Annotated in this window: 28 protein-coding genes and 1 pseudogene; 13 read left to right on the top strand and 16 right to left on the bottom strand. The window is 71.5% G+C overall.

Annotation, left to right across the window (positions count from 1 at the left end; genetic code table 11):
- Positions 1-2 precede the first annotated feature (2 nt).
- The 3 genes from AMY39116_RS0331895 to AMY39116_RS0331905 all read right to left on the bottom strand — a co-directional run bounded on the left by AMY39116_RS0331895 (position 3) and on the right by AMY39116_RS0331905 (position 2,137).
- Positions 3-194 (bottom strand): ferredoxin, encoded by a 192-nt coding sequence (locus AMY39116_RS0331895; protein ID WP_020421665.1) that lies wholly within the window; start codon positions 192-194, stop codon positions 3-5.
- The gene (locus AMY39116_RS0331900; RefSeq protein ID WP_020421666.1) at positions 194-1,591 is read right to left on the bottom strand and encodes a fatty acid desaturase; all 1,398 of its coding nucleotides are present in this window, start codon (positions 1,589-1,591) and stop codon (positions 194-196) included. Before AMY39116_RS0331900 ends, AMY39116_RS0331895 begins: the two co-directional genes overlap by 1 nt.
- Positions 1,592-1,666: 75 nt before the next feature.
- Positions 1,667-2,137: a GyrI-like domain-containing protein gene (locus tag AMY39116_RS0331905; RefSeq protein WP_020421667.1), complete on the bottom strand. Its 471-nt coding sequence runs from the start codon at positions 2,135-2,137 to the stop codon at positions 1,667-1,669.
- Between the two features lie 136 nt (positions 2,138-2,273).
- Between AMY39116_RS0331905 and AMY39116_RS0331910 the strand changes: the two genes are divergently transcribed.
- The 6 genes from AMY39116_RS0331910 (at position 2,274) to AMY39116_RS0331935 (ending at position 6,365) form a co-directional block, all read left to right on the top strand.
- Positions 2,274-3,050 (top strand): HPF/RaiA family ribosome-associated protein, encoded by a 777-nt coding sequence (locus AMY39116_RS0331910; RefSeq protein ID WP_020421668.1) that lies wholly within the window; start codon positions 2,274-2,276, stop codon positions 3,048-3,050.
- A gap of 25 nt (positions 3,051-3,075) precedes the next feature.
- Positions 3,076-3,885 (top strand): SDR family NAD(P)-dependent oxidoreductase, encoded by an 810-nt coding sequence (locus tag AMY39116_RS0331915; protein WP_020421669.1) that lies wholly within the window; start codon positions 3,076-3,078, stop codon positions 3,883-3,885.
- Positions 3,882-4,289 carry a DUF1003 domain-containing protein gene (locus AMY39116_RS0331920; protein WP_020421670.1) on the top strand — a complete coding sequence of 136 codons (408 nt, stop codon included), beginning with the start codon at positions 3,882-3,884 and terminating at the stop codon, positions 4,287-4,289. The genes AMY39116_RS0331915 and AMY39116_RS0331920 overlap by 4 nt, the downstream gene beginning before the upstream one ends.
- A complete protein-coding gene (locus AMY39116_RS0331925) occupies positions 4,286-5,005 on the top strand; it encodes a dienelactone hydrolase family protein (protein ID WP_020421671.1) in 720 nt (239 codons plus the stop codon). Before AMY39116_RS0331920 ends, AMY39116_RS0331925 begins: the two co-directional genes overlap by 4 nt.
- Positions 5,006-5,171: 166 nt before the next feature.
- Positions 5,172-5,612, top strand: a complete 441-nt coding sequence (locus AMY39116_RS43980) for a pyridoxamine 5'-phosphate oxidase family protein (protein WP_020421672.1) — start codon at positions 5,172-5,174, stop codon at positions 5,610-5,612.
- Positions 5,613-5,717: 105 nt separating this feature from the next.
- Positions 5,718-6,365 (top strand): response regulator transcription factor, encoded by a 648-nt coding sequence (locus tag AMY39116_RS0331935; protein ID WP_020421673.1) that lies wholly within the window; start codon positions 5,718-5,720, stop codon positions 6,363-6,365.
- 56 nt (positions 6,366-6,421) lie between these two features.
- On the opposite strand, the gene AMY39116_RS43985 is transcribed toward AMY39116_RS0331935, so the two are convergent.
- Positions 6,422-7,231, bottom strand: coding sequence for a response regulator transcription factor (locus AMY39116_RS43985; RefSeq protein ID WP_020421674.1), 810 nt, complete (start codon positions 7,229-7,231; stop codon positions 6,422-6,424).
- A 109-nt stretch (positions 7,232-7,340) separates the two neighbouring features.
- On the opposite strand from AMY39116_RS43985, the gene AMY39116_RS0331945 reads away from it, so the two are divergent.
- Positions 7,341-7,532: a hypothetical protein gene (locus AMY39116_RS0331945; RefSeq protein WP_020421675.1), complete on the top strand. Its 192-nt coding sequence runs from the start codon at positions 7,341-7,343 to the stop codon at positions 7,530-7,532.
- 30 nt (positions 7,533-7,562) lie between these two features.
- Here the strand turns inward: AMY39116_RS0331945 and AMY39116_RS0331950 are convergent, their stop codons facing one another.
- The 3 genes from AMY39116_RS0331950 to AMY39116_RS0331960 are packed head-to-tail and all read right to left on the bottom strand — an operon-like array spanning position 7,563 to position 10,212.
- Positions 7,563-8,348: a MerR family transcriptional regulator gene (locus tag AMY39116_RS0331950; RefSeq protein WP_020421676.1), complete on the bottom strand. Its 786-nt coding sequence runs from the start codon at positions 8,346-8,348 to the stop codon at positions 7,563-7,565.
- A gap of 33 nt (positions 8,349-8,381) precedes the next feature.
- Positions 8,382-9,548, bottom strand: coding sequence for a serine hydrolase (locus tag AMY39116_RS0331955; RefSeq protein ID WP_027936396.1), 1,167 nt, complete (start codon positions 9,546-9,548; stop codon positions 8,382-8,384).
- A 46-nt stretch (positions 9,549-9,594) separates the two neighbouring features.
- On the bottom strand, positions 9,595-10,212 hold the full coding sequence (locus AMY39116_RS0331960) for a TetR/AcrR family transcriptional regulator (RefSeq protein WP_020421678.1): 618 nt from the start codon (positions 10,210-10,212) through the stop codon (positions 9,595-9,597).
- A gap of 83 nt (positions 10,213-10,295) precedes the next feature.
- On the opposite strand from AMY39116_RS0331960, the gene AMY39116_RS0331965 reads away from it, so the two are divergent.
- Together AMY39116_RS0331965 and AMY39116_RS0331970 are read left to right on the top strand one after the other, a co-directional pair.
- The gene (locus AMY39116_RS0331965; protein ID WP_027936397.1) at positions 10,296-11,654 is read left to right on the top strand and encodes a cytochrome P450; all 1,359 of its coding nucleotides are present in this window, start codon (positions 10,296-10,298) and stop codon (positions 11,652-11,654) included.
- 2 nt (positions 11,655-11,656) lie between these two features.
- Complete coding sequence (locus AMY39116_RS0331970) at positions 11,657-12,496, top strand: SDR family oxidoreductase (RefSeq protein ID WP_020421680.1); 840 nt, start codon at positions 11,657-11,659, stop codon at positions 12,494-12,496.
- A 51-nt stretch (positions 12,497-12,547) separates the two neighbouring features.
- Here AMY39116_RS0331970 and AMY39116_RS48185 read toward each other — a convergent pair.
- The 3 genes and pseudogenes from AMY39116_RS48185 to AMY39116_RS0331985 form a co-directional block, all read right to left on the bottom strand.
- Positions 12,548-12,824, bottom strand: a pseudogene (locus AMY39116_RS48185) (VOC family protein).
- Between the two features lie 55 nt (positions 12,825-12,879).
- Complete coding sequence (locus AMY39116_RS0331980; RefSeq protein WP_020421682.1) at positions 12,880-13,512, bottom strand: class I SAM-dependent methyltransferase; 633 nt, start codon at positions 13,510-13,512, stop codon at positions 12,880-12,882.
- A gap of 62 nt (positions 13,513-13,574) precedes the next feature.
- Positions 13,575-14,009, bottom strand: coding sequence for an Lrp/AsnC family transcriptional regulator (locus AMY39116_RS0331985; protein ID WP_020421683.1), 435 nt, complete (start codon positions 14,007-14,009; stop codon positions 13,575-13,577).
- A gap of 132 nt (positions 14,010-14,141) precedes the next feature.
- Here AMY39116_RS0331985 and pdhA point away from each other — a divergent pair, with 132 nt between their 5' ends.
- Genes pdhA through AMY39116_RS0332000 form a run of 3 tightly spaced genes read left to right on the top strand, consistent with a single transcriptional unit; the run spans position 14,142 to position 17,490 of the window.
- Positions 14,142-15,230: a pyruvate dehydrogenase (acetyl-transferring) E1 component subunit alpha gene (pdhA, locus tag AMY39116_RS0331990; RefSeq protein ID WP_020421684.1), complete on the top strand. Its 1,089-nt coding sequence runs from the start codon at positions 14,142-14,144 to the stop codon at positions 15,228-15,230.
- The gene (locus AMY39116_RS0331995; protein ID WP_020421685.1) at positions 15,230-16,231 is read left to right on the top strand and encodes an alpha-ketoacid dehydrogenase subunit beta; all 1,002 of its coding nucleotides are present in this window, start codon (positions 15,230-15,232) and stop codon (positions 16,229-16,231) included. Before pdhA ends, AMY39116_RS0331995 begins: the two co-directional genes overlap by 1 nt.
- Complete coding sequence (locus tag AMY39116_RS0332000; RefSeq protein ID WP_020421686.1) at positions 16,228-17,490, top strand: dihydrolipoamide acetyltransferase family protein; 1,263 nt, start codon at positions 16,228-16,230, stop codon at positions 17,488-17,490. The genes AMY39116_RS0331995 and AMY39116_RS0332000 overlap by 4 nt, the downstream gene beginning before the upstream one ends.
- Positions 17,491-17,499: 9 nt before the next feature.
- Here AMY39116_RS0332000 and AMY39116_RS0332005 read toward each other — a convergent pair whose 3' ends face one another.
- The 6 genes from AMY39116_RS0332005 to AMY39116_RS0332030 are packed head-to-tail and all read right to left on the bottom strand — an operon-like array spanning position 17,500 to position 22,454.
- The gene (locus AMY39116_RS0332005) at positions 17,500-18,306 is read right to left on the bottom strand and encodes an alpha/beta hydrolase (protein WP_020421687.1); all 807 of its coding nucleotides are present in this window, start codon (positions 18,304-18,306) and stop codon (positions 17,500-17,502) included.
- Entirely contained in the window at positions 18,303-18,491 is a 189-nt protein-coding gene (locus AMY39116_RS0332010) for a hypothetical protein (RefSeq protein ID WP_020421688.1), read from the bottom strand. Before AMY39116_RS0332010 ends, AMY39116_RS0332005 begins: the two co-directional genes overlap by 4 nt.
- On the bottom strand, positions 18,481-18,807 hold the full coding sequence (locus AMY39116_RS0332015) for a DUF4387 domain-containing protein (protein WP_020421689.1): 327 nt from the start codon (positions 18,805-18,807) through the stop codon (positions 18,481-18,483). The genes AMY39116_RS0332010 and AMY39116_RS0332015 overlap by 11 nt, the downstream gene beginning before the upstream one ends.
- The gene (locus AMY39116_RS0332020) at positions 18,800-20,182 is read right to left on the bottom strand and encodes an acyclic terpene utilization AtuA family protein (RefSeq protein WP_020421690.1); all 1,383 of its coding nucleotides are present in this window, start codon (positions 20,180-20,182) and stop codon (positions 18,800-18,802) included. The genes AMY39116_RS0332015 and AMY39116_RS0332020 overlap by 8 nt, the downstream gene beginning before the upstream one ends.
- 5 nt (positions 20,183-20,187) lie before the next feature.
- Positions 20,188-21,159 carry a phosphoglycerate dehydrogenase gene (locus tag AMY39116_RS0332025; protein ID WP_020421691.1) on the bottom strand — a complete coding sequence of 324 codons (972 nt, stop codon included), beginning with the start codon at positions 21,157-21,159 and terminating at the stop codon, positions 20,188-20,190.
- 23 nt (positions 21,160-21,182) lie between these two features.
- The gene (locus AMY39116_RS0332030) at positions 21,183-22,454 is read right to left on the bottom strand and encodes an MFS transporter (protein WP_020421692.1); all 1,272 of its coding nucleotides are present in this window, start codon (positions 22,452-22,454) and stop codon (positions 21,183-21,185) included.
- Positions 22,455-22,566: 112 nt separating this feature from the next.
- Between AMY39116_RS0332030 and AMY39116_RS0332035 the strand changes: the two genes are divergently transcribed.
- The gene (locus AMY39116_RS0332035; protein ID WP_020421693.1) at positions 22,567-23,304 is read left to right on the top strand and encodes a GntR family transcriptional regulator; all 738 of its coding nucleotides are present in this window, start codon (positions 22,567-22,569) and stop codon (positions 23,302-23,304) included.

Genomic DNA, 23,304 nt, shown 5'->3' on the forward strand with positions numbered 1-23,304 from the left:
GGTCAGCCCCGCAGCTTCAAGGCCAGGACCGGGCAGGCGTCGACCGCGGCTGCGACGTCCTGGCGGTGTTCCTCACCGGGGTGCTCGTCGAGCACCGCCACGGTCCCGTCCGCGCCGACCTCGAAGAAGTCCGGCGCCATCGCCTCGCACATCCCCAGGCCGTCGCACTTGGCCCGGTCCGCCTCGATCCGCATCACGCGCTCACCCGCCCCGGGGCCACGAAGTCGACCTTCTCCCGGACCCCGCAGTCGGGGCAGCACCAGGAGTCCGGGATCGCCGACCACGGGGTGCCCGCCGGGAAGCCCTCCCTGGGGTCGCCGGTCCTCTCGTCGTAGACGTAGCCGCAGCCGGGACACATCCCGCCGTCCGTCGCGTCGCCGCGGGTGTCGGCCGCGACCGGTTCCGGGGACTCCGCGCGCCCGTACCGGGCGAGCACCTTCGCCCGCTTGGCCGGATGGATGTTGGCGCGGCTCATGTCGCCACCGAAGTGGGCGAGCACGCGCCGGTCCATCACGCGGCGCCACAGCGGCGGGATCAGGGCGAGCACGATCATCCCGGCGTACCCGGTGGGCAGGACCGGCGATTCCGCGAAGTCGCGCAGTGTCTGGTAGCGGCGGGTCGGGTTGGCGTGGTGATCGCTGTGCCGCTGCAGGTGGTAGAGCAGGACGTTGGTGGCGATGTTGTTGGAGTTCCAGCTGTGGCTGGGATCGACCCGCTCGTACCGGCGCCGCTCGGGCGTGCCCACCTGCCGCCGCCGCATGCCGTAGTGCTCCATGTAGTTGACGATCTCCAGCAGCGAGAACCCGACCACGGCCTGGATCAGCAGGTAGGGCAGGACGCCGGCGCCAAGCCAGGCGATCATCACCGCCCACAGCAGCGCCGACATCAGCCACGCGTTGAGCACGTCGTTGCCGATCCGGAACGGGTGCTGGTTCCGCCGGGCGTACCGGTTGCGTTCCAGGCGCCAGGCCGAGCGCAGGGAGCCGAACACGGTCCGCGGCCAGAACCGGTAGAAGCTCTCCCCGACCCGGCTGCTGGCCGGGTCCTCCGGAGTCGCGACCCGCACGTGGTGCCCGCGGTTGTGCTCGATGTAGAAGTGGCCGTAGAAACTCTGGGCGAGCGCGATCTTCGACAGCCACCGCTCGTGGCTCTCCTTCTTGTGCCCCAGCTCGTGCGCGGTGTTGATGCCGATCCCGCCGACGCACCCGACCGTGATCGCCAGGCCCACCTCGTCCACGACGGACAGCCCGCCGCGGGCGATCAACCACAGCGCGGCCACGAACCCGGCGTACTGGATGGGCAGGAACGCGTAGGTGATCCACCGGTAGTACCGGTCGTTCTCGAGCCGTTCGATCACGTCGTCCGGCGGATTGCTGCGGTCCAGGCCGGCGACCAGGTCGATCAGGGGGACCACGACCAGGATCACGATCGGCCCGATCCAGAACCACACGCCCCAGCCGGTCGCCGCGTGCAACCCGATCGCCAGGAACACCAACGACGGCACGACCAAGCCGATCAGCCACAGGTAGCGCTTGCGATCGGCCCACTGCTCGGTCGAGCCGACGGGCACCGTTGCCTTGTCGTCGCTCATCGCATCCTCCTCAGCTAGGTTTACAAAACAATAGAGGATGTAGAGCGAGATGTACAAGTGTCGCTTCTTTGTAAATCAGAGTCCAGTCCGGTCCCGGTAGGGCTGCACGATCTCGGTGCGCCAGGTCTCCGGATCGGGCTGGCTCACCGGGTCGCTGAAGTAGTTCTCCCACGCGTCCCCGGCGGATTCGCCGCCGTGTTCGCCGATCCACTCGGCCAGCGCGCGGTAGACAGGCTCCATCTTGTCGTACGATCCAATGTGGATGGTCGTGGCGACTGGCCCGCCCGGCAGCGCCGAGGGGCGCACGTCTCCGCTGGCGGTGATCGGGGTGGTGACCGGGAAACCGGCCTCCACCGCGAGCAGCCGGTCGTCCAGCTGGTGGTAGCGGCCGTACGGCGGCCCGGCCAGTGAGCTGCCCTGCTCGGCGACCGTCCGCATCACCGCCTGGTAGGTGGACGAAATCCACGGGCCGATCTCGTCCACGGTCAGGTGCGCGGTGGCGCACGCGGTCGGTTGCTCGCGGCGCGTCGTGTTCTCGATGTCCATCCCCCGCACGATCCGCCGCTCCGCATGGCCGCGACAGGGACCGAAGTCCCGGCGAACCGGGCCGGTCGTCCCTCGCGGCGGCCGGGGCCGCGCCCCGAGACTCGGCTCATCGCTTCGACGGAGGAGACCGACCCCCATGCACTCTGCACAGGCCACCACCGAGGTCCACGTGACCACCGGACGGCACATCCCGGCCCGCGCGGCCGACTACGCCCGCGACAAGATCGGCCGCCTCGCGCACCTCGCGCACCGGCCGGTGCTGTCCGCCCGGGTGCGGCTGAGCCGGCACGGCGACCGGGCCCGGCCCGTCGTCGCGCAGGGCAACCTGGACGTCAACGGTCGGCTGGTGCGGGCCCAGGTCGAGGCCGCCTCGGCCCACGAGGCGATCGATCTGCTCGCCGACGTCCTGCGCCACCGGCTGGACAAGCTGGCGCCGCACCGGCTCGTCCACCGCGACACGGTGCCGCCGCAGGAGTGGCGCCACGCGGCCGAGCCGATCCTCGCCCGCGGGCGCGACCGGCGGCCCGAGGACGAGCGCGAAATCGTCCGGCACAAGACCATCGGCCTCACCCGCACCACCATCGACGACGCCGCGGCCGAGATGAACCAGCTCGGCTACGACTTCCACCTGTTCACTGAGGCCGCCACGGGCCGCGACAGCGTGCTCTACCGCGCCGGGGACACCGGCTACCGCCTGGCGCAGACCGTGCCGCCGGCCGACGCGCCCGCGGGGTCGCTCCCGGTGACGGTCAGCCCCCACCCGGCGCCAGTGCTGACGCCGGCCCAGGCCCGCGACCGGCTCGGGCTGCTCGGCCTGCCGTTCCTGTTCTTCGTCGACGCCGGCCGGGATCGCGGATGCGTGCTCTACCACCGATACGACGGGCACTACGGCCTGCTCAGCCCCGCCGAATGACACCACAACGAGGGAGGAACACCGCATGACGACAGCACTGCGGCCCAGCCAGGAGCTGATCCGGCTGGGCGGGAAGACCGCGATCGTGACCGGCGGCGCCGTCGGCATCGGCTACGGCATCGCCGCCCGCCTCGCTGACGCCGGCGCGAACGTCGTGATCGCCGACGTCGACGAGGTGCAGGCGAAGGCGGCCGCCGAGCAGCTCGGAGCGGCCGGGTTCCCGGTGACGGCCGTGCGCGCCGACGTCGCCGACGAGTCCGACGTCGCGCGGCTCGCGGACACGGCGATCGGCGCGTACGGCGCCATCGACATTCTGGTCAACAACGCCGGGATCTACCCGAACCAGCTCGTGATGGACATGACGGCCGCAGACTTCGAGCGCGTGCTCCGGGTCAACCTGCACGGGCTGTTCCTGTGCACGCAGCACGTGGCACGGCACATGATCGAGCGCGGCCGAGGCGGGCGGATCATCAACATCACCTCGATCGACGCGCTGCACCCCTCGACGGCCGGACTGGCGCACTACGACGCGTCCAAGCACGGCGCGTGGGGGTTCACCAAGAACGTCGCCCTGGAACTGGCGCCGCACGGCATCTGGGTGAACGCCATCGCGCCCGGCGGCATCAACACGCCGGGTGTGGCCGCGGCGCAGTCGGCGCCTCCGGCGGGGGTCGACATGGCGGCCATGCTCGAAGGGTTCCTGGCCAGGATCCCGATGAAGCGCCTCGGCGACCCGGACGAGATCGGCAGGGCCGCGTTGTTCCTCGCCTCGGAGCTGTCCTCGTACACGACGGGCACCCAGATCGTCGTGGACGGCGGAGCGCTGTTGTCGTGACCCAGCCGAGCGGCGAGCCGCAGCACCACCCCGCGGTGATCGCCCACCGCGCCCACCGCACCGGCGACGCGCAGCTGCGGCTCGCCGACTCGATCACCCGGTTCGCGGGCTCGATGTGGTTCGTCTACCTGCACGCGATCGGGTTCGCGGCCTGGATGCTCGTGTTCGAACGCAGTCCGTGGCCCACCCTCACCCTGGTCGTGTCGCTCGAGGCGATCTTCCTGTCCACGTTCGTGATGATCGGGCAGAACCGGCAGGCGGCATTCCAGCAGATGAAGGCCGACCACGATTTCGTCCAGCAGGAACTGGAACTCAAGACCAACACCGAACTGACCCGGTCCATCCACGCCATGACGGCCGAGCTGCACCGGCGATTGGTGGCCGGTGACCGGACTCCGTCATGACGGAGCTGACGATCACCACGCCGCACGGGCGGATGCCCGCCCACCTTGCCGTCCCGCCGACGGCCCCGCCGTGGCCGGGTGTGGTGGTGGTCCACGACTTCACCGGGATGAGCCACGACCTGCGGGCCCAGGCCGACTGGCTCGCGGGCGAAGGGTTCCTCACCGTCGCCCCGGACCTCTACTACTGGGGCAGCAGGCTGGGCTGCCTGCGGACGATCATGCGGGACATCGGCGCCCGGCGGGGGCGGACGTTCGACGACATCGAGGCCGCCCGCAGCCTGCTCGCCGCGGACGACCGGTGCACCGGGGCGGTCGGGGTGATCGGGTTCTGCATGGGCGGCGGGTACGCCCTCGCGCTGGCGCCGGACCGCGGTTACGCGGCCGCGGCCGTCAACTACGGCGGCTGCCCCGCCGACGCCGAGTCGTGGCTGTCCGGAGCCTGCCCGGTCGTCGGCAGCTTCGGCGGGGCGGACCGGTCCCCGCTGGGCGCCAAGGCCGGACGCCGCCTCGACGAGGTCCTCACCCGCCTCGGGGTGCCCCACGACGTCAAGATCTACCCCGGCGCAGGCCACGGGTTCATGAACGACCACGACCCGGCCGACCTGACTCCCCTGCTGCGCGTGCTGGGGCGGGTGTCCGGCACCCGGTACGACCCGGCCGCGACCGCCGACGCGCGACGGCGGATCGCCGCCTTCTTCCGCGAGCACCTGCGCTGACGAGGGACTTTCGCCCCTCCCCCGCCCACGACGGGAAGGTTTCGAAATGGCGCTACCCGTGTGGACTGTCGGCGTCCGCCCGGGGACCTTCGGCCACTGCACACGCCCGGCGGTGGCGGGAAAGGTGGATGGTGCAAGACATCCCCCACTCCCAGGAGAACGTCCAATGCCCACCCAGAAATTCAGCGCCCTCACCGTGGCCGAATGCCTCCGCCTGCTGCGGTCGGCGCCGATCGGGCGGGTCGTCTACACCCGCCACGCCCTGCCCGCGGTCCGTCCGGCGGTGTTCACCGTGCCGGACGGTCATGTTCTCGTCCGGTGCACCCGCGACAGCTGGGCCGACCGCCTGGACGGGGTCATGGTCGGGTTCGAGACCGATTCGATCGACCCGGAGAACCGGACGGGGTGGACGATCCTGGTGCTCGGGCGGGCCCGCGTGCTCGGGCGGTCGCAGCTCGCCGAACTGCCCGGCTTCACCGACGTGCCCTGGCCACCCGAGCCCGGCGAGGCCTTCCTCGCCATCGACATCGAGGACATCACTGGTCACCGCCTCGGGCCCACCCGGTTGCCCGCGGCCGGCTGCGCCGATGAACTCGTCGCCACGTGAACCGCGCCGCTAGAGTGATCACAGCGAGCCGGCGTCGCTGGTGTGAACGGGCGGCTGACGGGCAAGCCTGAGATCGGAGCGACGCGGACGAGGAGGGTGAAATCTGTGGTCACGGCGTTCCTGGTCGACGATCACGAGGTGGTGCGCCGCGGGGTGGCAGCCCTGCTCGACTCGGCACCGGACGTCACCGTCGTGGGCGAAGCCGGCACCGCCGCCCAGGCGCTGACGCGGATCCCGGCCGTGAAGCCGGACGTGGCGGTGCTCGACGTGCGCCTGCCCGACGGCAACGGCATCGAACTGTGCCGTGACCTGCGGTCCCGGTTGCCCGAGCTCAACGTCCTGATGCTCACCTCGTTCACCGACGAGGAGGCCATGCTCAACGCCATCCTCGCCGGCGCAGGCGGCTACGTGATCAAGGACGTGCAGAGCCTGCAGCTGGTCTCCGCCGTCCGCGAGGTCGGCGCCGGGCGGTCGCTGCTGGACAACCGGGCGGCCGCCGCCCTGATGGCGAAGATCCGCGCGAACGCGGCCCCGAAGGGCCCGCTGGCCGACCTCACCGACACCGAGCGCACCCTGCTCGACCTGATCGGCGAGGGGCTGACCAACCGGCAGATCGCGCAGCGCATGTTCCTGGCCGAGAAGACCGTGAAGAACTACGTCTCCCGCCTGCTGTCCAAACTCGGCATGGAACGGCGCACGCAAGCGGCCGTGCTGGCGACGAAGCTCCGCGACGGCCGGCGCGCGACGGAGTGATGGCCGCTTCGCCCCGGCGAGGCACTCGGCCGACCTGTCCCTGCACGCCCTGCGGGTCACGGGTGGATTGTGCCCTCCGGCGCCGCCGCGTGCGCGTTTCCCGCGCGCTCCACCTGCGGGAGGACCAGCGCGGCCGCGGCGGCACGGGTGCGGACGCCGGTGCGGTCGTAGATGTGCTCGAGGTGCTTGCGCACGGTCGCCACCGAGATGAACAGCTCGCGGGCGATGTCGGCGTTGCTGAGGGCCTGCGCGGCGAGCTGGAGCACCTGGAGTTCCCGGCGGCTCAGCCGCGGCACCCCGTTCCGGCGCCGCTGCGCGTCGAGGTAGACCTCGTACAGGTGCGGCCGCAACAGTTGCAGCATCAGCACTTCGCGGTCGGTGAAGTCGTGACCGGAGTCCCGGTACATCAGGACACGCCGCGTGTGGCCGGGCGCCGCGGGCAGTGTCGTGATCAGGCAGTGCTTCCCGCCGCCCAGGGGCCGGTAGTACTCCGCGTACAACGGCGTGTTGCGCAGTTCGGTTTGCGTGTAAAAATCCGACCAGCGGACGACCCGGGTGTGGTTCCCGCCGCGCAGCGTGTAGGCGCAGGGCAGAAAACCCGGCGAATGTTCCCAGTACATCACGGAACCCGGTGATTCCGCGACGTCGAATTCCAGTTCCCGGCCCCCGCCGTCGTCGGCCTGGGAAATGATGATGCGCCGGTGCGCACGGTCGAGTTCGGCGAAGTCCAGCTCATCACAGGGAACAAGGTGGGCGAGCGCGTCGAGCGTCGCCCACGGAAGCGCGTTGTTCGGCTCATCCCGGCGGCCGTCCTCGACCACGGCCAACAACGCACGCAGATCGTTTTCCGAGACGGTTTCGGCCATCCCCCGACGTTACGCCCGCACGCCGCCCCGAGAAATACGCCGGAAAGCGAATAGCGGAACCGGACCGGGTTGCGGATTCTCGATGACGACCCGAAGGGAGCGTGCAATCATGACCGCAGCACCGATTTCCAGCGTCATCCGGCGGTACCACATCGTCGTGCTGTTCCTGGCCGCCGTGCTGGTCGCGGCGACGGCGACCGCCGTGTCCTTCGCCGCCGACCCGGCCGGCACCACGCCCGGCAGCGGTTCCGCGGAGCTCACCGTCCCCGCCCAGCACTGCCGCCCGCACGTGCCGTGCTGACCGGGAGACCGCCGGGACCACTCACCGCCGTCATTGGTGCGGGATCGGCACGCCCCGGGCACGCAGTTTGGCCTCGACGAGCGCGTTCAGCCGGGCCCAGGTCCGCTGGTCTTCGCGGTGGTGGTTGATCAGCCCGTACCGGGTGGCGGCGTCGGGCGAGGGCTGGAAGCCCGCCGGCACCGACGTCAGCCGCTCGGGGTCGGCCAGCAGGTTGTCGGCCAGCGCGCACGCCAGCTCGTCGATCCGCGGGTCGTCCGGGTCCCAGGACCGCGCGTCCCAGCCGCGTTTGGTCAGGTCGACGAACGCGGGGTCGTCGAGCCGGTGTTCGAGCTGGGTCAGGAAGACGTCGAAGAACTCCGGCGCCAGTGCCCTCGCCAGCACCATGGCTTCCCGCTGGCCGGCCACGTAGTCGGGATCGAAGCCGAGACCGGCGAGCCGGTCCAGGACCGCGACGGCGCGGCCGGGCAGCAGGAGCCGGTCGCCGTCGGCGAACTGCCGCAGCCTGTCGCGCCGGGCGATCAGGTCGGCGATCCGCTCGGTGAGGCGCCGCTCGACGTCGACGAGCGCGGCGGCGAACTGCTCGGCGTCGGCGTCGAGCAGCGGCCCGACCTCGGCCAGGGGCACCCCGGCGGCGGCCAGGGTCCGGACCTGGACCAGCCGCAGCAGGTCGGCCGATCCGTACCGCCGGTAGCCGGAGCTGTCGCGCCGTGGTTCGTCGAGCAGCCCGTGCTGGTGGTAGTGCCGCACGGTCTTCACCGTGACCCCGGCGAACGCCGCCGCCTGGCCGATCGTGACACCGTTGGTCGAGGGAGCCATGCGACGAGTGTCCAGCCTGCCCCTGGGTCAAGGTCAACCCGCGCAGAACACCTCCCCGAGGAGCTTGTCCAACGCCTTCGGGTACTCCACGGCCACATCGACGTCGGCATCCCCGAGAGTGATGGAGGCGGTCAGGGTCTTGCTGCCGTCGGGCGTGCTGTACATCAAGGCCCCGTAGCCGATGGTGCTGCCGTTGTGCCGCAGGACCGGGACCCCGCAGGTGGTCTGCTCCACGTACAGCCCGAGGCCGTAGCCGCTCTTCGGGTGCGGCGTGCGCATCTCGGCCAGCAGCGGCGCCGGGAGGAGCTTGCCGCTCATGAGCGCGGAGAAGAACGTCTGGAGGTCCCGGGTTGTCGAGATCATGTCCCCGGCGCCGAAGATCAGGGAGGGGTTCTGGCGGGTGACGTCGACCGTCTTCCACTGGCCGGCGTCCTGGTAGCGGTAGTAGGCGTGGGCGTGCGGCCCGGGAATGCCCGTCCGGGCTCCCGGGACCACGGTGTCCCGCAGCCCGAGCGGCCGCAGGATCCGCCGCTGCATCTCCTCGGCGTACGAGTGGCCGGTGACCTGCTCGATCAGCAGGGCGGCCAGCGTGTAGCCGGTGTTGGAGTAGTTCCAGTCCGTCCCCGGCGCGAACAGCGCCGGCTTGGACAACGCGAACCGCACCAGCTCCTCCGGCTGGTAGGTGTGGAACCGGTTGTCCACCCATTCCTGGCCGGTCGAGGGGAGCCCCGGCAGGACCGTCCCGTCGTAGTAGTCGCCGGTGTGGTTGAACACTCCGCTGGTGTGCTGCAGCAGCATCCGCACCGTGATCCGCCGGTCCAGACCGAACTGCGGCAGGTGGTCGGCCGCCGGACTGTCGAGTCCGACCTTGCCCTCGGCCACCAGTTGCAGCACCACTGTCGCGACGAAGGTCTTGGTGTTGCTGCCGATCCGGAACCGCCCGTTCGCCGGCGGCTTCGCGCTCTCGCCCAGCTTGCGCACCCCGGCGGTGCCGACCCACTCGCCCCGCTGATCGTGCACGCGCGCCTGCATCCCGGCGAAACCGGCGTCGACGAACCCCTGGATGGCTTCCTGCAGCGCCGGGCGGTCCTGCTGGGCGGCGGCCACTCCGGGTGCGGCCGCTCCGGCCAGCAGCGTGACCGCCAGCGCGGTGACCGCCACTCGCCGGGAAGCCTGTGCGGAAGTGATGTTGTTCCTCATGGGGCCAGGCTCCGGCCTGCCCCAGGGGCGGGGTCAAGGACGATCTTCAGGCGCGCATGCCGGTGACGAACCAGCGCGTGGCCACGTCGATGATGTCCTCCACCGGCGTGTGCATCTCCCCGCCGAGCCAGGTGGCGAGCAGTTCGGCGAGCCCGCCGACGAGCATCAGCGCGTTGAGCTCGTCCCGCGGCGCGGGCACCGCCTCGTCGCCGAAGAGCGCGCGGGCCTGGGTCACGACGAGCCCGGCGAACATGCGCAGCAGCTCGTGGCGGCGGCTGCGCAGTGCGGGCAGCGCCGACGATTCGAGGATCGCCGCCCGGCCCTTGCGGGGGTCGTCGGTGAGGAGGCGGACGAACGCCTCGATCGCGACCCGCGCCCGCTCCGCCGCGTCGCCCTCGGTCGCGCGCAGGGTCGACAGCACGGTTTCCCGCACCTCGCCGGCCATCCGGTCGACCACGGCGATCAGCAGATCGTCCCGCCGGGTGAAGTTCTCGTAGAAGTACCGCTCGGTCAGGCCGGCCCGCACGCAGATCGCGGTCATCGTGGCCTGGTCGGTGCCGACCGTGCCCATCAGGTCCAACGCGGCGTCGATCAGCTTCCGGCGCCGCTGCGCCTTGCGGTCCTCGGCACTGATCCCGCGGTAGGGGCGCGCGGCGGATGACATGGAGCGAATCTTGACAGAGCCGCCTGTCGAAATCCACACTGGCCGAATCTGACAGAGCGTCCTGTCAGTTGGTGGAGGTGTCGATGAACGACCTGCTCACTCCGGTACCGCCGCCCGGCACGTTGCTGCCGGTGCGCGGCGACAGCGGCATTCCCGTCCTCGGCCACACGCTCCGCTACATCCGTGACCCGCTCGCGATGTGGACCGACCGGTACCGGCGCTACGGACCGGTTTCGTGGTTCAGTTCCTTCGGGCGGCGCAACGTCGCCCTGCTCGGCCCGGACGCCACCGAGGCCGGCCTCGCCAACCGCGACCGGGCCTTCGCCAACGGGCCCGCGTGGCGGCAGCTCATCGGGCCGTTCTTCGACCGCGGCCTGATGCTGCTCGACTTCGACGAGCACTTGCGGCACCGCCGGCTGATGCAGGAGGCGTTCACCCGCGACCGGTTGACGCGGTACGCGGCGGCGCTCGACACCGCCGTCGCGGAACGGCTCGGCGAGTGGGCGCCGCGGACCGGCTTCCGCGCCTACCCGGCGCTGAAAACCCTCACCCTCGACCTCGCCACCGCGATCTTCATGGGCGGAGCCGAAGGCGCCACCGCGGCCAGGATGAACCAGGTCAACCGGGCGTTCATCGACAGCGTGCAGGCAGCCACCGCACTCGTCCGGGTGCCGGTTCCGGGCGGGCGGTGGTGGCGCGGACTGCGGGGACGCCGCGACCTCGAACAGTTCCTGCGCGGCTACCTGCCCGCCCGGCGCGCCGGCGACGGGGACGATCTGTTTTCCGTGCTGTGCCGGGTGGAAAGCGACGGCGAGCGGTTCAGCGACGACGACGTCGTCAACCACATGATCTTCCTGCTGATGGCGGCGCACGACACCTCCACCATCACGTTGTCCACCATGCTGCAGTACCTCGGGCAGCACCCGCGGTGGCAGCAGCGGTGCCGCGAGGAATCCCTCGCGGTGGGCGCCTCCGTGGGCTTCGGCGACCTGGACCGGCTCACGTCGCTGGACCTGGCCATGAAGGAGTGCCTGCGCCTGGTCGCCCCGCTGCCCACGATGGTGCGCCACACGGTGACCGACACCGAGGTCCTGGGACACTTCATCCCGGCGGGCACCACCGTGGCGATGTCCCCGCACCTCAACCACCACCTGCCGGAGTACTGGCCCGAGCCAGGCCGGTTCGACCCCGGCCGCTTCTCCCCCGAGCGGCGCGAGGACAAGGTGCACCGCTACGCCTGGGTGCCCTTCGGCGGCGGGGTCCACAAGTGCCTGGGCATGCACTTCTCCGGGGTCGAAATCAAGATCGTCCTGCACCACCTGCTGCACCGTTTCGAGTGGACGGTCGACCCGGATTACCGGGCGCCGCTGGACTACACCTGCCTGCCCTACCCCAAGGACGGACAGCCGATCGACCTGCGCCACCGGCGCGCGGAAGGATGACCATGGCCAGGAAGACCATCGATCTGCGCGGCAAGGTCGTCGCGATCACCGGCGGCGCCCGCGGCATCGGGCTGGCCACCGCCACCCGGCTGACCCGCCTCGGCGCGACGGTCGCCATCGGCGACATCGACGAACCCCGGGTGAAGGCCGCGGGCGAGGACCTCGGGCTGACCGTGCACAGGCGGCTCGACGTCACCGATCCCCGGTCCTTCGAGGAGTTCCTCGACCGGGTCGAACGCGAACTCGGACCGCTCGACGTCCTGGTCAACAACGCCGGCATCATGCCGGTCGGGCAACTGACCGACGAACCCGACGAGGTCACCCGGCGCATCCTGGACATCAACGTCTTCGGCGTGATCGTGGGCAGCCGCCTCGCCGCGCGGCGCATGGCGCCCCGGCGGCGCGGGCACGTCATCAACATCGCTTCGCTGGCCGGGGAAACCTTCCTGCCGGGGCTGGCCACCTACAGCGGGAGCAAGGCCGCGGTGGTCGGGTTCACCGAATCGGCACGCCGCGAACTGCGGCGATCCGGAGTCTGCTTCTCCGCGGTCCTGCCGACCTTCACCGACACCGAACTGTCCGCGGGCACACCCGGCACCCGCGGCATGCGCAACGCCGCCCCCGAGGACATCGCCGACGCGATCGCCGCCCTGATCACCAAGCCACGACCGGAAGTCCGCGTCACCCGCGCGGCCGGCCTGATGTCGGCGAGCCAGCGCTACCTCCCCCGCCGCGTCAACGACGCCGTCTTCCGGCTCGGCGGCATGTACGAGGCGTTCACATCCAAAGTGGACACCGAACACCGCCGCGCCTACGAAGAACGGGCCCGCGCCACGCGCTGAACGAGTGAAGCGGACGGCACTGACCGGCTGCCACTCGATTCCGGCAGCCGGTCAGTTGACGTCGAACTCGTTTCCTTCGGGGTCCTTCATCCCGACCGCGTAGTGGTCGAGCCCGTCCTGCCGCAAGACGCAGGTGATGGTGGCGCCCAGGCCCACCAGGCGGTCGGCTTCGGCGTCCACCCGCTCCTTCCGCTTGGACCACCTGGTCGTCCCAGGTGTCGAAACCGGCCGGGGGCGGCGCGAGTTCGTAGCCCAGCGCGGCAGTCCAGAAGCTCGCCTGGCGGTCGGGATAGGCACAGCCGATCACGAGCTGGTAGCGAACGGACATCGCGTTTCCTTCCTTGCGCAGTGTTCTGGCTCAGCCGAGGAAACGGCTCGGCGCTTCAACGCGCGAAGATCACGGCTCCCGGGACGTCCTCGTCCGGCCTGAGGACCAGTTCGGCCTCGATCGTGAATCCCGCGTCACGAAGCCAGCCCCTGACCCTGCTCGGCGGACGATGGTGACTGTCCACATTGATCGGACGACCGGTATGACCTTCGGACGTGTGCCGAGTCTCGTCACCGACATGGAAGCCGACCAGCAACACTCCGTGTGGTCGCAGCACCCGACGGAACTCATCGCACACGCCCGGCATGGCGTCGTCCGGCACGTGGATCACCGACCAGAACGCGACTATGCCGGCGACCGAGTCGTCCGCCAGATCGAGGCCGGTCATCGTGCCGACCTCGAAGCGCAGGTCTGGATGGTCGCGCCGCGCGATGGCGATCATCTCTGGCGAGAGATCGATGCCGAACACGTCCATCCCGGCGTCGTGCAGATAGCCGGTGACGTATCCGGTCCCGCAGCCGACATCGGCCACCGGCCCGCCGCCGGCACCCTGTGCCAGCTCGGCGAACAACGTCAGGCTCGCGCGCAGATACGGCATCTCGTCGAGCAGTCCGCGTACCTTCTCGGCGTATCCGGAGGCGTCGGTGTCGTACGACGAGCGAGTAGCGGAAAGCCAGTCGTCGGTCATGGGTGGCACAGTAGCCCGATATCGCGACGCCCTGCCCCGTAACGACGACGCACCCGCAGGAGTCAGTTCGCCGAGTCCTCGAAGATCAGGAACGTGCGGGTGCCGAGCACCTCGGGTATGGCCTGCAGCTGCTCGAGCACGACGCGGCGCAGCGCGTCGTTGTCCGCGGCGCGCACCAGCAGCATCACGTCGAACTCACCGCCGGTCAGGGCCATGTGCCGGACCTCCGGGATGGTGCGCAGCCGCTCCTTGAGGTCCCGCCAGCCGTTCTGCCGCACGGTGAGGCTCACGTACGCCGAGGTGGTCAACCCGATCTTCACCGGGTCCACGGTGGCGGTGAACCCGGTGATGACTCCCCGCGTCGTGAGGCGTTCCAAGCGGGCGTAGGCGTTCGCGCGCGAGATCCGCACCCGCTCGGCGAGGGCGCGCACCGACAGCCGCCCGTCCGCGCGCAGCTCGGCGACGATCCGGCGGTCGACGTCGTCCAGGGTGTCCATCCGTCTCACTTCCCGGCGCCGAGACCGCCGTCCCGGAGAGAACCGATCCGATTCCGCGCCCCGGGTGGCCGATTGTCTCGACTCTTCTCGTGGTTCTGGTCAAACTGCACACGATGACGGGATCATCCTGTCATGTCGTCCATCGCCAGCACAGGAGTTCCGGACTCGGCAGCCGCCCCGGTCCGGCTGATCGACGAGCGCGGCGCGCACGTCGGCGAGCACCCGTTGCCGCCCGTCGCCGAGCTCGTCGCCGGGTACCGCGGGCTGCTGCTGGCCCGCCGCCTCAACGAGCAGGCCGGCGCGCTGGTCCGGCAGGGACGGCTCGCGGTGTACCCGTCCTCGCGCGGCCAGGAGGCCTGCCAGGTCGCCTGCGCCCAGATGCTCGCCGAGGGCGACTGGCTGTTCCCGACCTACCGCGACACCGCGGCGGTCGCCGCCCGCGGCGTGGACCCGGTCGAGGTGCTGAGCATGCTGCGCGGCGACTGGCACTGCGGCTACGACCCGGTGGCCCACCGCGTGGCCCCGCAGGCCACCCCGCTCGCGACCCAGCTGCTGCACGCCGTCGGCGTCGCGCACGCGGCCCGGCTCAAGGGCGAGGACACCGTGGTGATGGCGCTGTGCGGGGACGGCGCGACCAGCGAGGGCGACTTCCACGAGGCCTGCAACTTCGCCGCCGTCTTCCGCGCGCCGGTGGTGTTCTTCGTGCAGAACAACAAGTACGCGATCTCCGTGCCGCTGGCCCGCCAGTCGGTGGCGCCGTCCCTGGCGGCCAAGGCGGTCGGCTACGGCATGCCCGGCGTCCTGGTCGACGGCAACGACTTCGCCGCCCTCACCGTGGTGCTCGGCGAGGCGGTCGCCCGGGCACGCGCCGGTGGCGGGCCGACGCTCGTCGAAGCCGACACCTACCGCATGGACGCCCACACCAACGCCGACGACGCCGCCCGGTACCGCACCGAGGACGAGGTCGCCGGGTGGGTGCAACGCGACCCGCTGACCCGCCTGCGCACGCACCTGGCGGAGACCGGTGCCCTCGGCGAGGAACGCGAGGCCGAGTTCGCCGCCGCGGCCGAGGAGATGGCCGCGCACGTGCGAGCCGGGCTCGGGGCCGAGACCCCGGTGGACCCGGAAGAGCTGTTCGCCCACGTGTACTCGACCCCCACCCCGCAACTGGCCGAGCAGCGCGCCGCCCTGCGCGCCGAGCTCGAGTTCGAGGAGGCCTGATGCCGGCGACCAAGATGACCATGGCCCAGGCGATCAACACCGCCCTGCGCGACGCCATGACCGCCGACGACCGGGTCGTCGTCTTCGGCGAGGACGTCGGGCAGCTGGGCGGCGTGTTCCGGGTGACCGACGGGCTGCACCGCGACTTCGGCGAGGCACGCTGCTTCGACACGCCGCTCGCCGAATCCGGCATCGTCGGCCTCGCCGTCGGGATGGCGATGAACGGGATGCGCCCGGTGGTGGAGATGCAGTTCGACGCGTTCGCCTACCCGGCGTTCGAGCAGATCGCCAGCCACGTCGCCAAACTGGGCAACCGCACCCGCGGCCGCGTGCGGCTGCCGATGGTCATCCGCATCCCCTACGCCGGCGGCATCGGCGGGGTGGAGCACCACTGCGACTCCTCCGAGGCCTACTACGCCCACACCCCCGGCCTGACCGTGGTCACCCCGGCCACCAACGCCGACGCCTACGGCCTGCTGCGCGCGTCGATCGACAGCCCCGACCCGGTGGTGTTCCTCGAACCGAAGAAGCGCTACTTCGCCAAGGAAGAGGTCGACGTCGCCGAGGCCGTCCCGCCGATCGGGCGGGCGGTCGTGCGCAAGCCCGGCCGGGACGCCACCCTGATCGCCTACGGCCCGTCGGTGCCCGTCGCGCTCGCCGCGGCCGAGCAGGCCGCCACCGAGGGCCGCGACCTGGGCGTGGTCGACCTGCGCTCGATCGTCCCGTTCGACGACGACACCGTCTGCGCCGAGGTCCGCCGGACCGGGCGCGCCGTCGTGATCGCCGAGGCACCCGGTTTCGCGTCCGTGGCCTCGGAAATCGCCGCCCGGGTCACCGAACGCTGCTTCCACCACCTGGAGGCCCCGGTGCGCCGGGTGACCGGGTTCGACGTGCCCTACCCGGCGCCGAAGCTGGAACACCACTTCCTGCCCGGCACCGACCGGATCCTCGACGCCGTCGACACCCTGCAGTGGCAGGACTCCTGGGAGGTCACCGCGTGAGCGTGCAGGTCTTCACCCTTCCCGACCTCGGCGAGGGTCTCACCGAAGCCGAACTCGTGCGCTGGCTGGTCAAGGTCGGCGACCCGGTCGCCGTCGACGCGCCGGTCGCCGAGGTCGAAACGGCCAAGGCCGCGGTCGAGGTGCCCTCCCCGTACGCGGGCGTGGTCGCCGCGCTGCACGGCGAGGAGGGCGCCACCCTCACCGTCGGCGAGCCGCTGATCTCGGTGGCTCCTAGCGCGGAGGCCCGCGCCGCAGACACCTATGTGGAGGAAGAGCGAGCCGGGTCCGGCAACGTCCTGATCGGCTACGGCACCAGTGACGCCGTGCCGTCACGACGCAGGCGCCGTCCGGCGAAAGCCGCGCCGTCGCCCCGGCGCAACGGGGACCGGCCGGCCGTGGTGTCGCCGATCGTCCGCCAGCTCGCCCGCCGCACCGGGGTCGATCTGGAAGCGCTCACCGGCAGCGGGCCCGACGGCCTGATCACCCGCCGGGACGTGGAGGCGGCAGCGGGCGCCCCGGCCGCCGCGGAAGAGCAGGCGGCCGACGCCGTGGACCGCCGGACCGGGCTGCCGATCCACACCCGGGTGCCGCTGAAGGGCCTGCGCAAGGCGGTCGCCGAAACCCTCAGCCGCAGCCGCGCGGAGATCCCGGAGGCCACCACCTGGGTGGACGTCGACGCGACGGCGCTGCTCGACCTGCGGGCCCAGCTCGCGGAAACCGGGCAGGCGCCGGGCATCCTCGCCATGGTCGCCCGCTTCGTGATCGCCGGCCTGGCCCGGTTCCCCGAGCTCAACGCGCGCGTGGACACCCAGCGCGGCGAGATCGCCCACCTCGACGGCGTCAACCTCGGCCTGGCCGCGCAGACCGATCGCGGGCTCGTCGTCCCGGCGATCGCCAGCGCCCACCGGCTCGGCATGCGCGGCCTGGACGCCGAGATCCGCAGGCTCACCGCGGCGGCCCGCGCGGGCACCGCCACCGCGGCCGAGCTCAGCTCCAGCTCGTTCACGCTCAACAACTACGGGGTGCTCGGCGTCGACGGCAGCGCGGCGATCATCAACCACCCGGAGGTCGCCATCCTCGGGATGGGCCGCATCATCCCGCGGCCGTGGGTCGTCGGCGGTGAGGTCGTCGCGCGGCAGATCGTGCAGCTGTCCCTGGTGTTCGACCACCGGGTGTGCGACGGCGGCACCGCGGGCGGGTTCCTCCGCTACGTCGCCGACGCGATCGAATCCCCGACCTCGGCGATGGCCGACCTGTGAGCGGCGCCCTCAGCCGGTCAGCAGGTCGTCGAAGAACGCGGTGATCGACGGTTGCGTCCCGGCGGCGCTGTGGCCCACCCCGGGCACCTCGACCGTCCGCACCGCGGCACCGTGCTCTCGCAGGCTCGCCGCGAGGCGGGCCAGCTCGGCGGGGCGGCTGCGGCCGGGTTCACCCATCGCGGCCAGGTCGGCGCGTCCGTCGTCGTCGGCGCCGATGACCAGCAGCACCGGCACCCGCGCGATCGCGGCCGGGTCCACAGTGGACTCGAATCGATCGCGGGTGTCGGCGGTGCCATGCGGCCAGGCGCGCGTGGGGTCGAGCACGGTCACGCTGCCCGGCGCGCTCACGGCGACGGCCTCGACCCGCTCCGGGTGCAGGTAGAGGAACCGGTGGGCGAACTGGCCACCGCCGGAGTGCCCGCACAGCATCACCGTGTCCACCCGCGCGTTCCACCGCTCCCGGACCTGGTCCAGGATCTCCAGCAGCACCAGGTCGAACCGGATGCCGAAGGCGTCGAGGGTCTTGTAGTTGTGCACGTCGTCGGGATCGTCGATGCCGGCCGGGAACAGGGGCGTCACGACGATGACGTCGTGCCGGTCGGCGAACGGGATCAGCCCTTCCCGCAACGCCCCGACGTTGCGCCCGGTGCCGTGCACGGCCACCAGCACCGGCATCCGCGCCTCGGGCGTCCAGGTCCGCGGCACGTAGGCGCAGTAGCTGCAGCGCGGCTCGGTGGGCGCGGCGAAGAACGGGGTGCGGCCGGTCAGCAGCCGGCGGCCGGGGTGCGCGGCGGGCAGGTCTTCGACGCGGATCACGGTTTCTCCCTTGCGGACGGTTGGCCGAGGACGAGGGCTCGGGTGAGCGAGGTGACGGTCGGGGCCGCATCGATGTGCCAGATCGTGCCGAGCACAGTGGACGGTCCCGGCGGGAGAGCCCGCACCAGCCGCCGGGCCGCCCGGCTGCGCTCGGCGTAGCAGGCGCCGAGGTCGTCAGCGATCATCGCGCCCGACCGGCATGCGGGCCAGCGGGACGTGGTGCTGGCCCGCGTGCATGTCGCGGTCCCGCAGCGAGCCCTGGCTGACCGGGCGCGGGAAGGAGATCTTCACGACGTTCAGCGAGGGGATGCGGAAGATCTGGACGGTGCTCTCCTCGACGCGGTACAGCTGCGCGATCACCCGCTCGTTGAGGAACGACTCGTCGGCGGCGATCCGGTAGCCCTCGGCGTCGCGCAGGAACACCTCCATGGTCACCCAGAACGGGCCGGCGTTCTTGGACCGGACCTCGTGAGCCAGGTCGGCGAGAGTGGTGTCAGGCACGGGTGTTCTCCCCCAGTTCGATGCGGAACAGGCTCAGCGGGTCGTCGCAGTCGACGACGTGGTTGAGCACGAACTCGTAGGCCGCGCCGCGCTCGACCTCGGCGGGCGAGGACGCGAACGCGAAGCTGGGCAGGTAGTCCATCCCGGGCGCGGGCAGGTGCAGCATCAACGGGTTGGCCACCTTCGCCACGGCCGTGGCGGTGGCCTGGTCGGGCGCGTTGACCAGCAGCATCACCCCCACCTCGCGCGGCGGCCCGCTCTCCGGCTCGAGGTCGTCCAGCACCGCGTTGTGCCCGTAGAGGCGCAGGTCGAAGGCGTACTCGCCGTCCGCCAGCCCGAGCGTCTGGCCGACCCGCTGCCGGATCACCGTGCGCATCAGGTCCGCCCAGGCGTCGATGTCGGCCAGGACCAGCGGGTCCCGGATCGCGGCGAACGACATGGTCTCGTAGCCGGTGACCCGGGCGCCCTCCAGCTTGATCGTGTACTGGCCTGCGACGTGGAACTTCGACCCCTCCACCCGGACGATCCGGTCGTCGAGCGCGGTGTAGCGGGCGTCCCGGACGTCGAGGGTGCCGTCGGGTTCGCGCATCTCGAACGGGTTCACCGTCTCGTACAGCATGTGGGCGGCCACCGTGATCGGCGTGCACGACACCGTGGGATCCAGCGGCTCGATGGTGAACCCGTCGGCGTCGATGGTGGCCAGCACCCCGCCCGCACGCGGATTGGTGGTGCACTGCCCGCCGCACTCGACGATCTTGGCGGCGTGCCAGGTGGGTCCGGCCGGCATGCCCATCATGAGCGGGTAGGCGGCCGCCACGGCGGTGTCGGTGGCGCGGCCGGCGAGCACGACCTGGGCGCCCGCCCGCAGCGCCGCGACGATCGGCTCGTGTCCCATCGCGCCGACGATGTGGGTGCAGCTTTCCAGGGTTTCGGCCCGCAGCTCTTCCAGCGGCGGCAACGGGTGGACCCGGCCCGCGTTGAGGTGTTCCTTCAGATCGGCCGGATTCTGCTCGCTGTAGATCTTCGCGACCGGCAGGTCGAGGCCTTCCTCCGCCATCACCTCGGCGGCGATGCCGGCGACCCAGTCCACCCCGCGGTCGGTGCCGCTGGTGCCGCACGAGCCCACGATCACGGGAATGCCCGCGTCCGCGGCGGCGGTGAACAGGCTGCGCAGATCGCGGGCCACCGCCTTGGCCGTCGTCTTGGCCGTCGCCGACCCCAGGTAGTGGGGGCCGGAATCCGTGGATCCGCCGTCGATGCTGATCACGTCGGCGCCGAGCGCGATGCCGCGCTCGATCGTGGCGTGATCCCAGCCCGCGCCGAGCATGCCGCTCGGTGTCAGGACGCGGACGGACTTCACCGGTTCGTTGCCCATGCTCCTCATTTCTTTCCTTCGGTGATCAGAGCGGCGTTCACGGCGAACTGCGGCCGGCCCCGCAGCGCTGCCACGAGTTCCTCGGCCCCCTGGCGCCCCGCGGCGGCCCGCGCCTGCGCGGTCTGCCCGGCCAGGTGGGAGTAGACGACGATGCCGTCGACGTCGCGCAGCGGGCTGTCCGGCGGCAGCGGCTCCTCGGTCGCGACGTCGAGCGCGGCGCCCGCGATGTCCCCGGCCCGCACGGCCTTCGCGAGCGCGTCCTCGTCGACGATCGGCCCGCGGGCGGTGTTGACCAGCAGCGCCGTGGGCTTCATCCGCCGGAAGGCCTTTTCCCCCAGCAGACCGCGGGTTCGTTCCGTGAGCGAGGTGTGCACCGAGACGTAGTCGGCGACGGCGAGGAGCTCGGGCAGCTCCACGAACCGCACCGCGGGGTCGGTCCGCAGCCGGTCGGGCACGGCGGTGGTGCACACGACGGTCATGCCGAAGGCGCGGGCCAGCGGAACCACGGCGCGTGCGGACGCCCCGTACCCGATGAGGCCGAGGGTCGCGCCGCGCAGCTCGTGCCCGTCCTCGCGCGGCCAGCCACCGCGGGCCACGCCGGACGCGGACTGCACGAGACGCCGCGCCCCGGCGAGCAGCAGTCCCATCGTGTACTCGGCCACGGCGTTGGCGTTGATCCCGGGCAGGTTGCTCACGCTGATGCCGAGCCGGGCCGCGGCGTCCACGTCGATCGAGTCGTAGCCCACGCCGGTGCGCACGACGACCCGCAGCCGCGGCGCCCGCGCGAGGACGTCGGCCGTCATCGGCTCGTTGGCCACCAGCGCGGCGTCGACCCCGGCGAGCGCCTCCGCGAGCCGCTCGGGATCCCGCTTGCCGGTCATCGGCAGGTGCTCGGTCTCCAGCCCGGCGCGGCGCAGGAACTGGTCGACCTCGTCGCCGGGACGGAGGTAGTCCGTGGTGATCAGGACGCGGAGCACGGTTTCCTCTTTCTCCAGAGTGATCAGACGGCGCGGCCGGTCGCGGAACGCCGCTGCAGCGCCCAGACGCGGGCGACCGCCAGCACGGACACGAGGGCGACGACCGCGACGTCGAGCAGCATCAACGGCCAGCCGGTGAGGTCGACCATGCCGCCGACCAGCGCCGGGCCGAGGAACCCGCCACCGGCCCAGCCGACGGTGTAGAGACCGGTGTAGGTCCCGACCACCCGGTCGGACGGCGCGAGGTTCCACAGGACCACCACCGCGTTGACCAGGAACGCGGAGGCGCCCGCGGAAGCCACGCACAGCGCGACGACCGTGCCGGTGGGCGTCTGGACGACGGTGCCGAGCACCATGGCGGCCGCGAACACCGTCATCCCGGCGATCATCACGCGCAGCCGGCCGAAGCGTTCGGCGAGCATCGCCACCGGGTAGGCGGCCAGGATGAAGGCCACCCCGCTGGGCAGGGTCAGCCCGCCCGCGTCGCCGCGGGACAGGTGCAGCGCCTCCATCCCGTAGGAGGTGACGAGTGAGCGCGAGGCGGCCCAGGCGCCGCCGAACAGGAAGATCGACACGATGATTAGCAGCCGGCTGCGGTCGCGGTCCTTCACGATGTCGGGCACGATGTCGCGCACGCGCACCTTGGCCGCCGCCTCCTCGTGTCCCGCGCGGTCCTCTTCCAGCGCCGCGAGGTAGGCCGGGGACCGGCTGTCCCGCACCTTCGCCGCCAGCACCGCCACCGAGACCACCATCAGCACCGCGGGGATCGCGAACGACAGGTTCGGGTGCTCGTCGACCAGGAAGATGCTGATCAGCGCCGCGACGATCACCGTGATGCTCGCGGCGATCTTGACGACCGCGTTGGCCCGGCTGCGGCGCGCGGGGCTGATGAAGTCCGGGAGCAGGGATTCGGCGATGGGCTTGAACGAGTTCGCCACCAGCGCGTAGCTGAACATCGCCAGGATCAGCAGCGGCAGCGAGCCCGCGGTGAACGGGATGGCGACGAACAGCAGGGCCGCGACCGGCATCCCGACGACGAGGTACGGGATGCGCCTGCCCCACGAGGTCCGCGTGTTGTCGGACCGGTTGCCCATCCAGGGCTGGACGAAGATGCCGAGCAGGTTGTCCATGCCCATCAGCAGGCCGATCAGCGCGGCGCTGCCGAGGTGCGCGCCGAGCAGCGGCGGGACCTGCGACTCGTAGAGGTTCCACGTCGACTCCTGCGCGAACACCGCCAGGGCCACGAAGAACGTGATCCGCCGACCGGTTCCCGTGCGCCGCGTAGCCAGCGTCATCGCCACCACCTTCCCTGTCGCCACGGCCTTGTGGCGAGCCCGACGGTACGTTGCTATAGCAAGATGGTCAATAGTTGCAAATGATCGGTGCGATGGCAGATAGGGTGATCACATGGCGGGTGAGAAGCTGACGGGCCTGACGAGCGACACGCTGTCCGACCGCGCGTACCGCGCGATCCGCGACGCGGTCACGACCGGCGAGCTGCGCCCGGGGCAGAAGGTGACCGAGCGCGGGCTGGCCGAGCGCCTGTCGGTCAGCCCGACCCCGGTGCGCGAGGCGATCCGCCGGCTCGAACAGGACGGCCTGCTGGAACGGACCGGGCCCCGCACCGTCAAGGTCGCCGAGGTCGCCAACGCCGCGGTGCAGGACCTCGCCGAGGTCGAGGTCGCGCTGCGCGGGATGGTCGCCCGCTTCGCCGCGCGCCACGCGACCGAGGAGCAGCTGGACCGGCTCGACGCCATCCTCGACGACGCCGACGACCTGCTGATCGTCATCCAGCAGCGGCACCAGGCCGGGGAGGACATCTCCCGCCAGCTGGGCCGACTGCTCGACACCATGCAGCGGTTCAACGAGGTGGTCGAATCCTGCGCGGGCAACCCGGTGCTCGTGCGCCTGCTCGACCAGACCCGGGTGTTCTCCTGGGCGGAGCGGCGGACCAAGCTGATCGACCGCATCAACCAGGACGACACGTTCGGGCTGGACCGCTACTCCAGCCACCGCGCGCTCGTGCGGGCGCTGCGGGCCCGCGACTCGGCCGCCGCGGAGGCCCTCGTGATCGAGGACGCCCGCGGCGGTCTCGGCGACCTGCTCGCCGGCGCCCCGGCGACAATGCCCGCGGCACAGCACTGA

The sequence above is a fragment of the Amycolatopsis sp. ATCC 39116 genome (assembly GCF_000231075.2).
GTDB classification, from domain to species: domain Bacteria; phylum Actinomycetota; class Actinomycetes; order Mycobacteriales; family Pseudonocardiaceae; genus Amycolatopsis_E; species Amycolatopsis_E tucumanensis.

Excerpts from the sequence above, each read along its gene's own strand:
- AMY39116_RS0331925 (WP_020421671.1), top strand. The coding sequence starts at position 4,286 with ATGACGGAGCTGACGATCACCACGCCGCACGGGCGGATGCCCGCCCAC.
- AMY39116_RS0332035 (WP_020421693.1), top strand. The coding sequence starts at position 22,567 with ATGGCGGGTGAGAAGCTGACGGGCCTGACGAGCGACACGCTGTCCGAC.
- AMY39116_RS0331980 (WP_020421682.1), bottom strand. The coding sequence starts at position 13,512 with ATGACCGACGACTGGCTTTCCGCTACTCGCTCGTCGTACGACACCGAC.
- pdhA (WP_020421684.1), top strand. The coding sequence starts at position 14,142 with ATGTCGTCCATCGCCAGCACAGGAGTTCCGGACTCGGCAGCCGCCCCG.
- AMY39116_RS0331985 (WP_020421683.1), bottom strand. The coding sequence starts at position 14,009 with ATGGACACCCTGGACGACGTCGACCGCCGGATCGTCGCCGAGCTGCGC.
- AMY39116_RS43980 (WP_020421672.1), top strand. The coding sequence starts at position 5,172 with ATGCCCACCCAGAAATTCAGCGCCCTCACCGTGGCCGAATGCCTCCGC.
- AMY39116_RS0331995 (WP_020421685.1), top strand. The coding sequence starts at position 15,230 with ATGCCGGCGACCAAGATGACCATGGCCCAGGCGATCAACACCGCCCTG.
- AMY39116_RS0332020 (WP_020421690.1), bottom strand. The coding sequence starts at position 20,182 with ATGGGCAACGAACCGGTGAAGTCCGTCCGCGTCCTGACACCGAGCGGC.
- AMY39116_RS0331900 (WP_020421666.1), bottom strand. The coding sequence starts at position 1,591 with ATGAGCGACGACAAGGCAACGGTGCCCGTCGGCTCGACCGAGCAGTGG.
- AMY39116_RS0331970 (WP_020421680.1), top strand. The coding sequence starts at position 11,657 with ATGGCCAGGAAGACCATCGATCTGCGCGGCAAGGTCGTCGCGATCACC.
- AMY39116_RS0331955 (WP_027936396.1), bottom strand. The coding sequence starts at position 9,548 with ATGAGGAACAACATCACTTCCGCACAGGCTTCCCGGCGAGTGGCGGTC.
- AMY39116_RS0331895 (WP_020421665.1), bottom strand. The coding sequence starts at position 194 with ATGCGGATCGAGGCGGACCGGGCCAAGTGCGACGGCCTGGGGATGTGC.
- AMY39116_RS0332030 (WP_020421692.1), bottom strand. The coding sequence starts at position 22,454 with ATGACGCTGGCTACGCGGCGCACGGGAACCGGTCGGCGGATCACGTTC.
- AMY39116_RS0332010 (WP_020421688.1), bottom strand. The coding sequence starts at position 18,491 with ATGATCGCTGACGACCTCGGCGCCTGCTACGCCGAGCGCAGCCGGGCG.
- AMY39116_RS0331945 (WP_020421675.1), top strand. The coding sequence starts at position 7,341 with ATGACCGCAGCACCGATTTCCAGCGTCATCCGGCGGTACCACATCGTC.
- AMY39116_RS0331915 (WP_020421669.1), top strand. The coding sequence starts at position 3,076 with ATGACGACAGCACTGCGGCCCAGCCAGGAGCTGATCCGGCTGGGCGGG.
- AMY39116_RS43985 (WP_020421674.1), bottom strand. The coding sequence starts at position 7,231 with ATGGCCGAAACCGTCTCGGAAAACGATCTGCGTGCGTTGTTGGCCGTG.
- AMY39116_RS0331910 (WP_020421668.1), top strand. The coding sequence starts at position 2,274 with ATGCACTCTGCACAGGCCACCACCGAGGTCCACGTGACCACCGGACGG.
- AMY39116_RS0331905 (WP_020421667.1), bottom strand. The coding sequence starts at position 2,137 with ATGGACATCGAGAACACGACGCGCCGCGAGCAACCGACCGCGTGCGCC.
- AMY39116_RS0331960 (WP_020421678.1), bottom strand. The coding sequence starts at position 10,212 with ATGTCATCCGCCGCGCGCCCCTACCGCGGGATCAGTGCCGAGGACCGC.
- AMY39116_RS0331965 (WP_027936397.1), top strand. The coding sequence starts at position 10,296 with ATGAACGACCTGCTCACTCCGGTACCGCCGCCCGGCACGTTGCTGCCG.
- AMY39116_RS0331950 (WP_020421676.1), bottom strand. The coding sequence starts at position 8,348 with ATGGCTCCCTCGACCAACGGTGTCACGATCGGCCAGGCGGCGGCGTTC.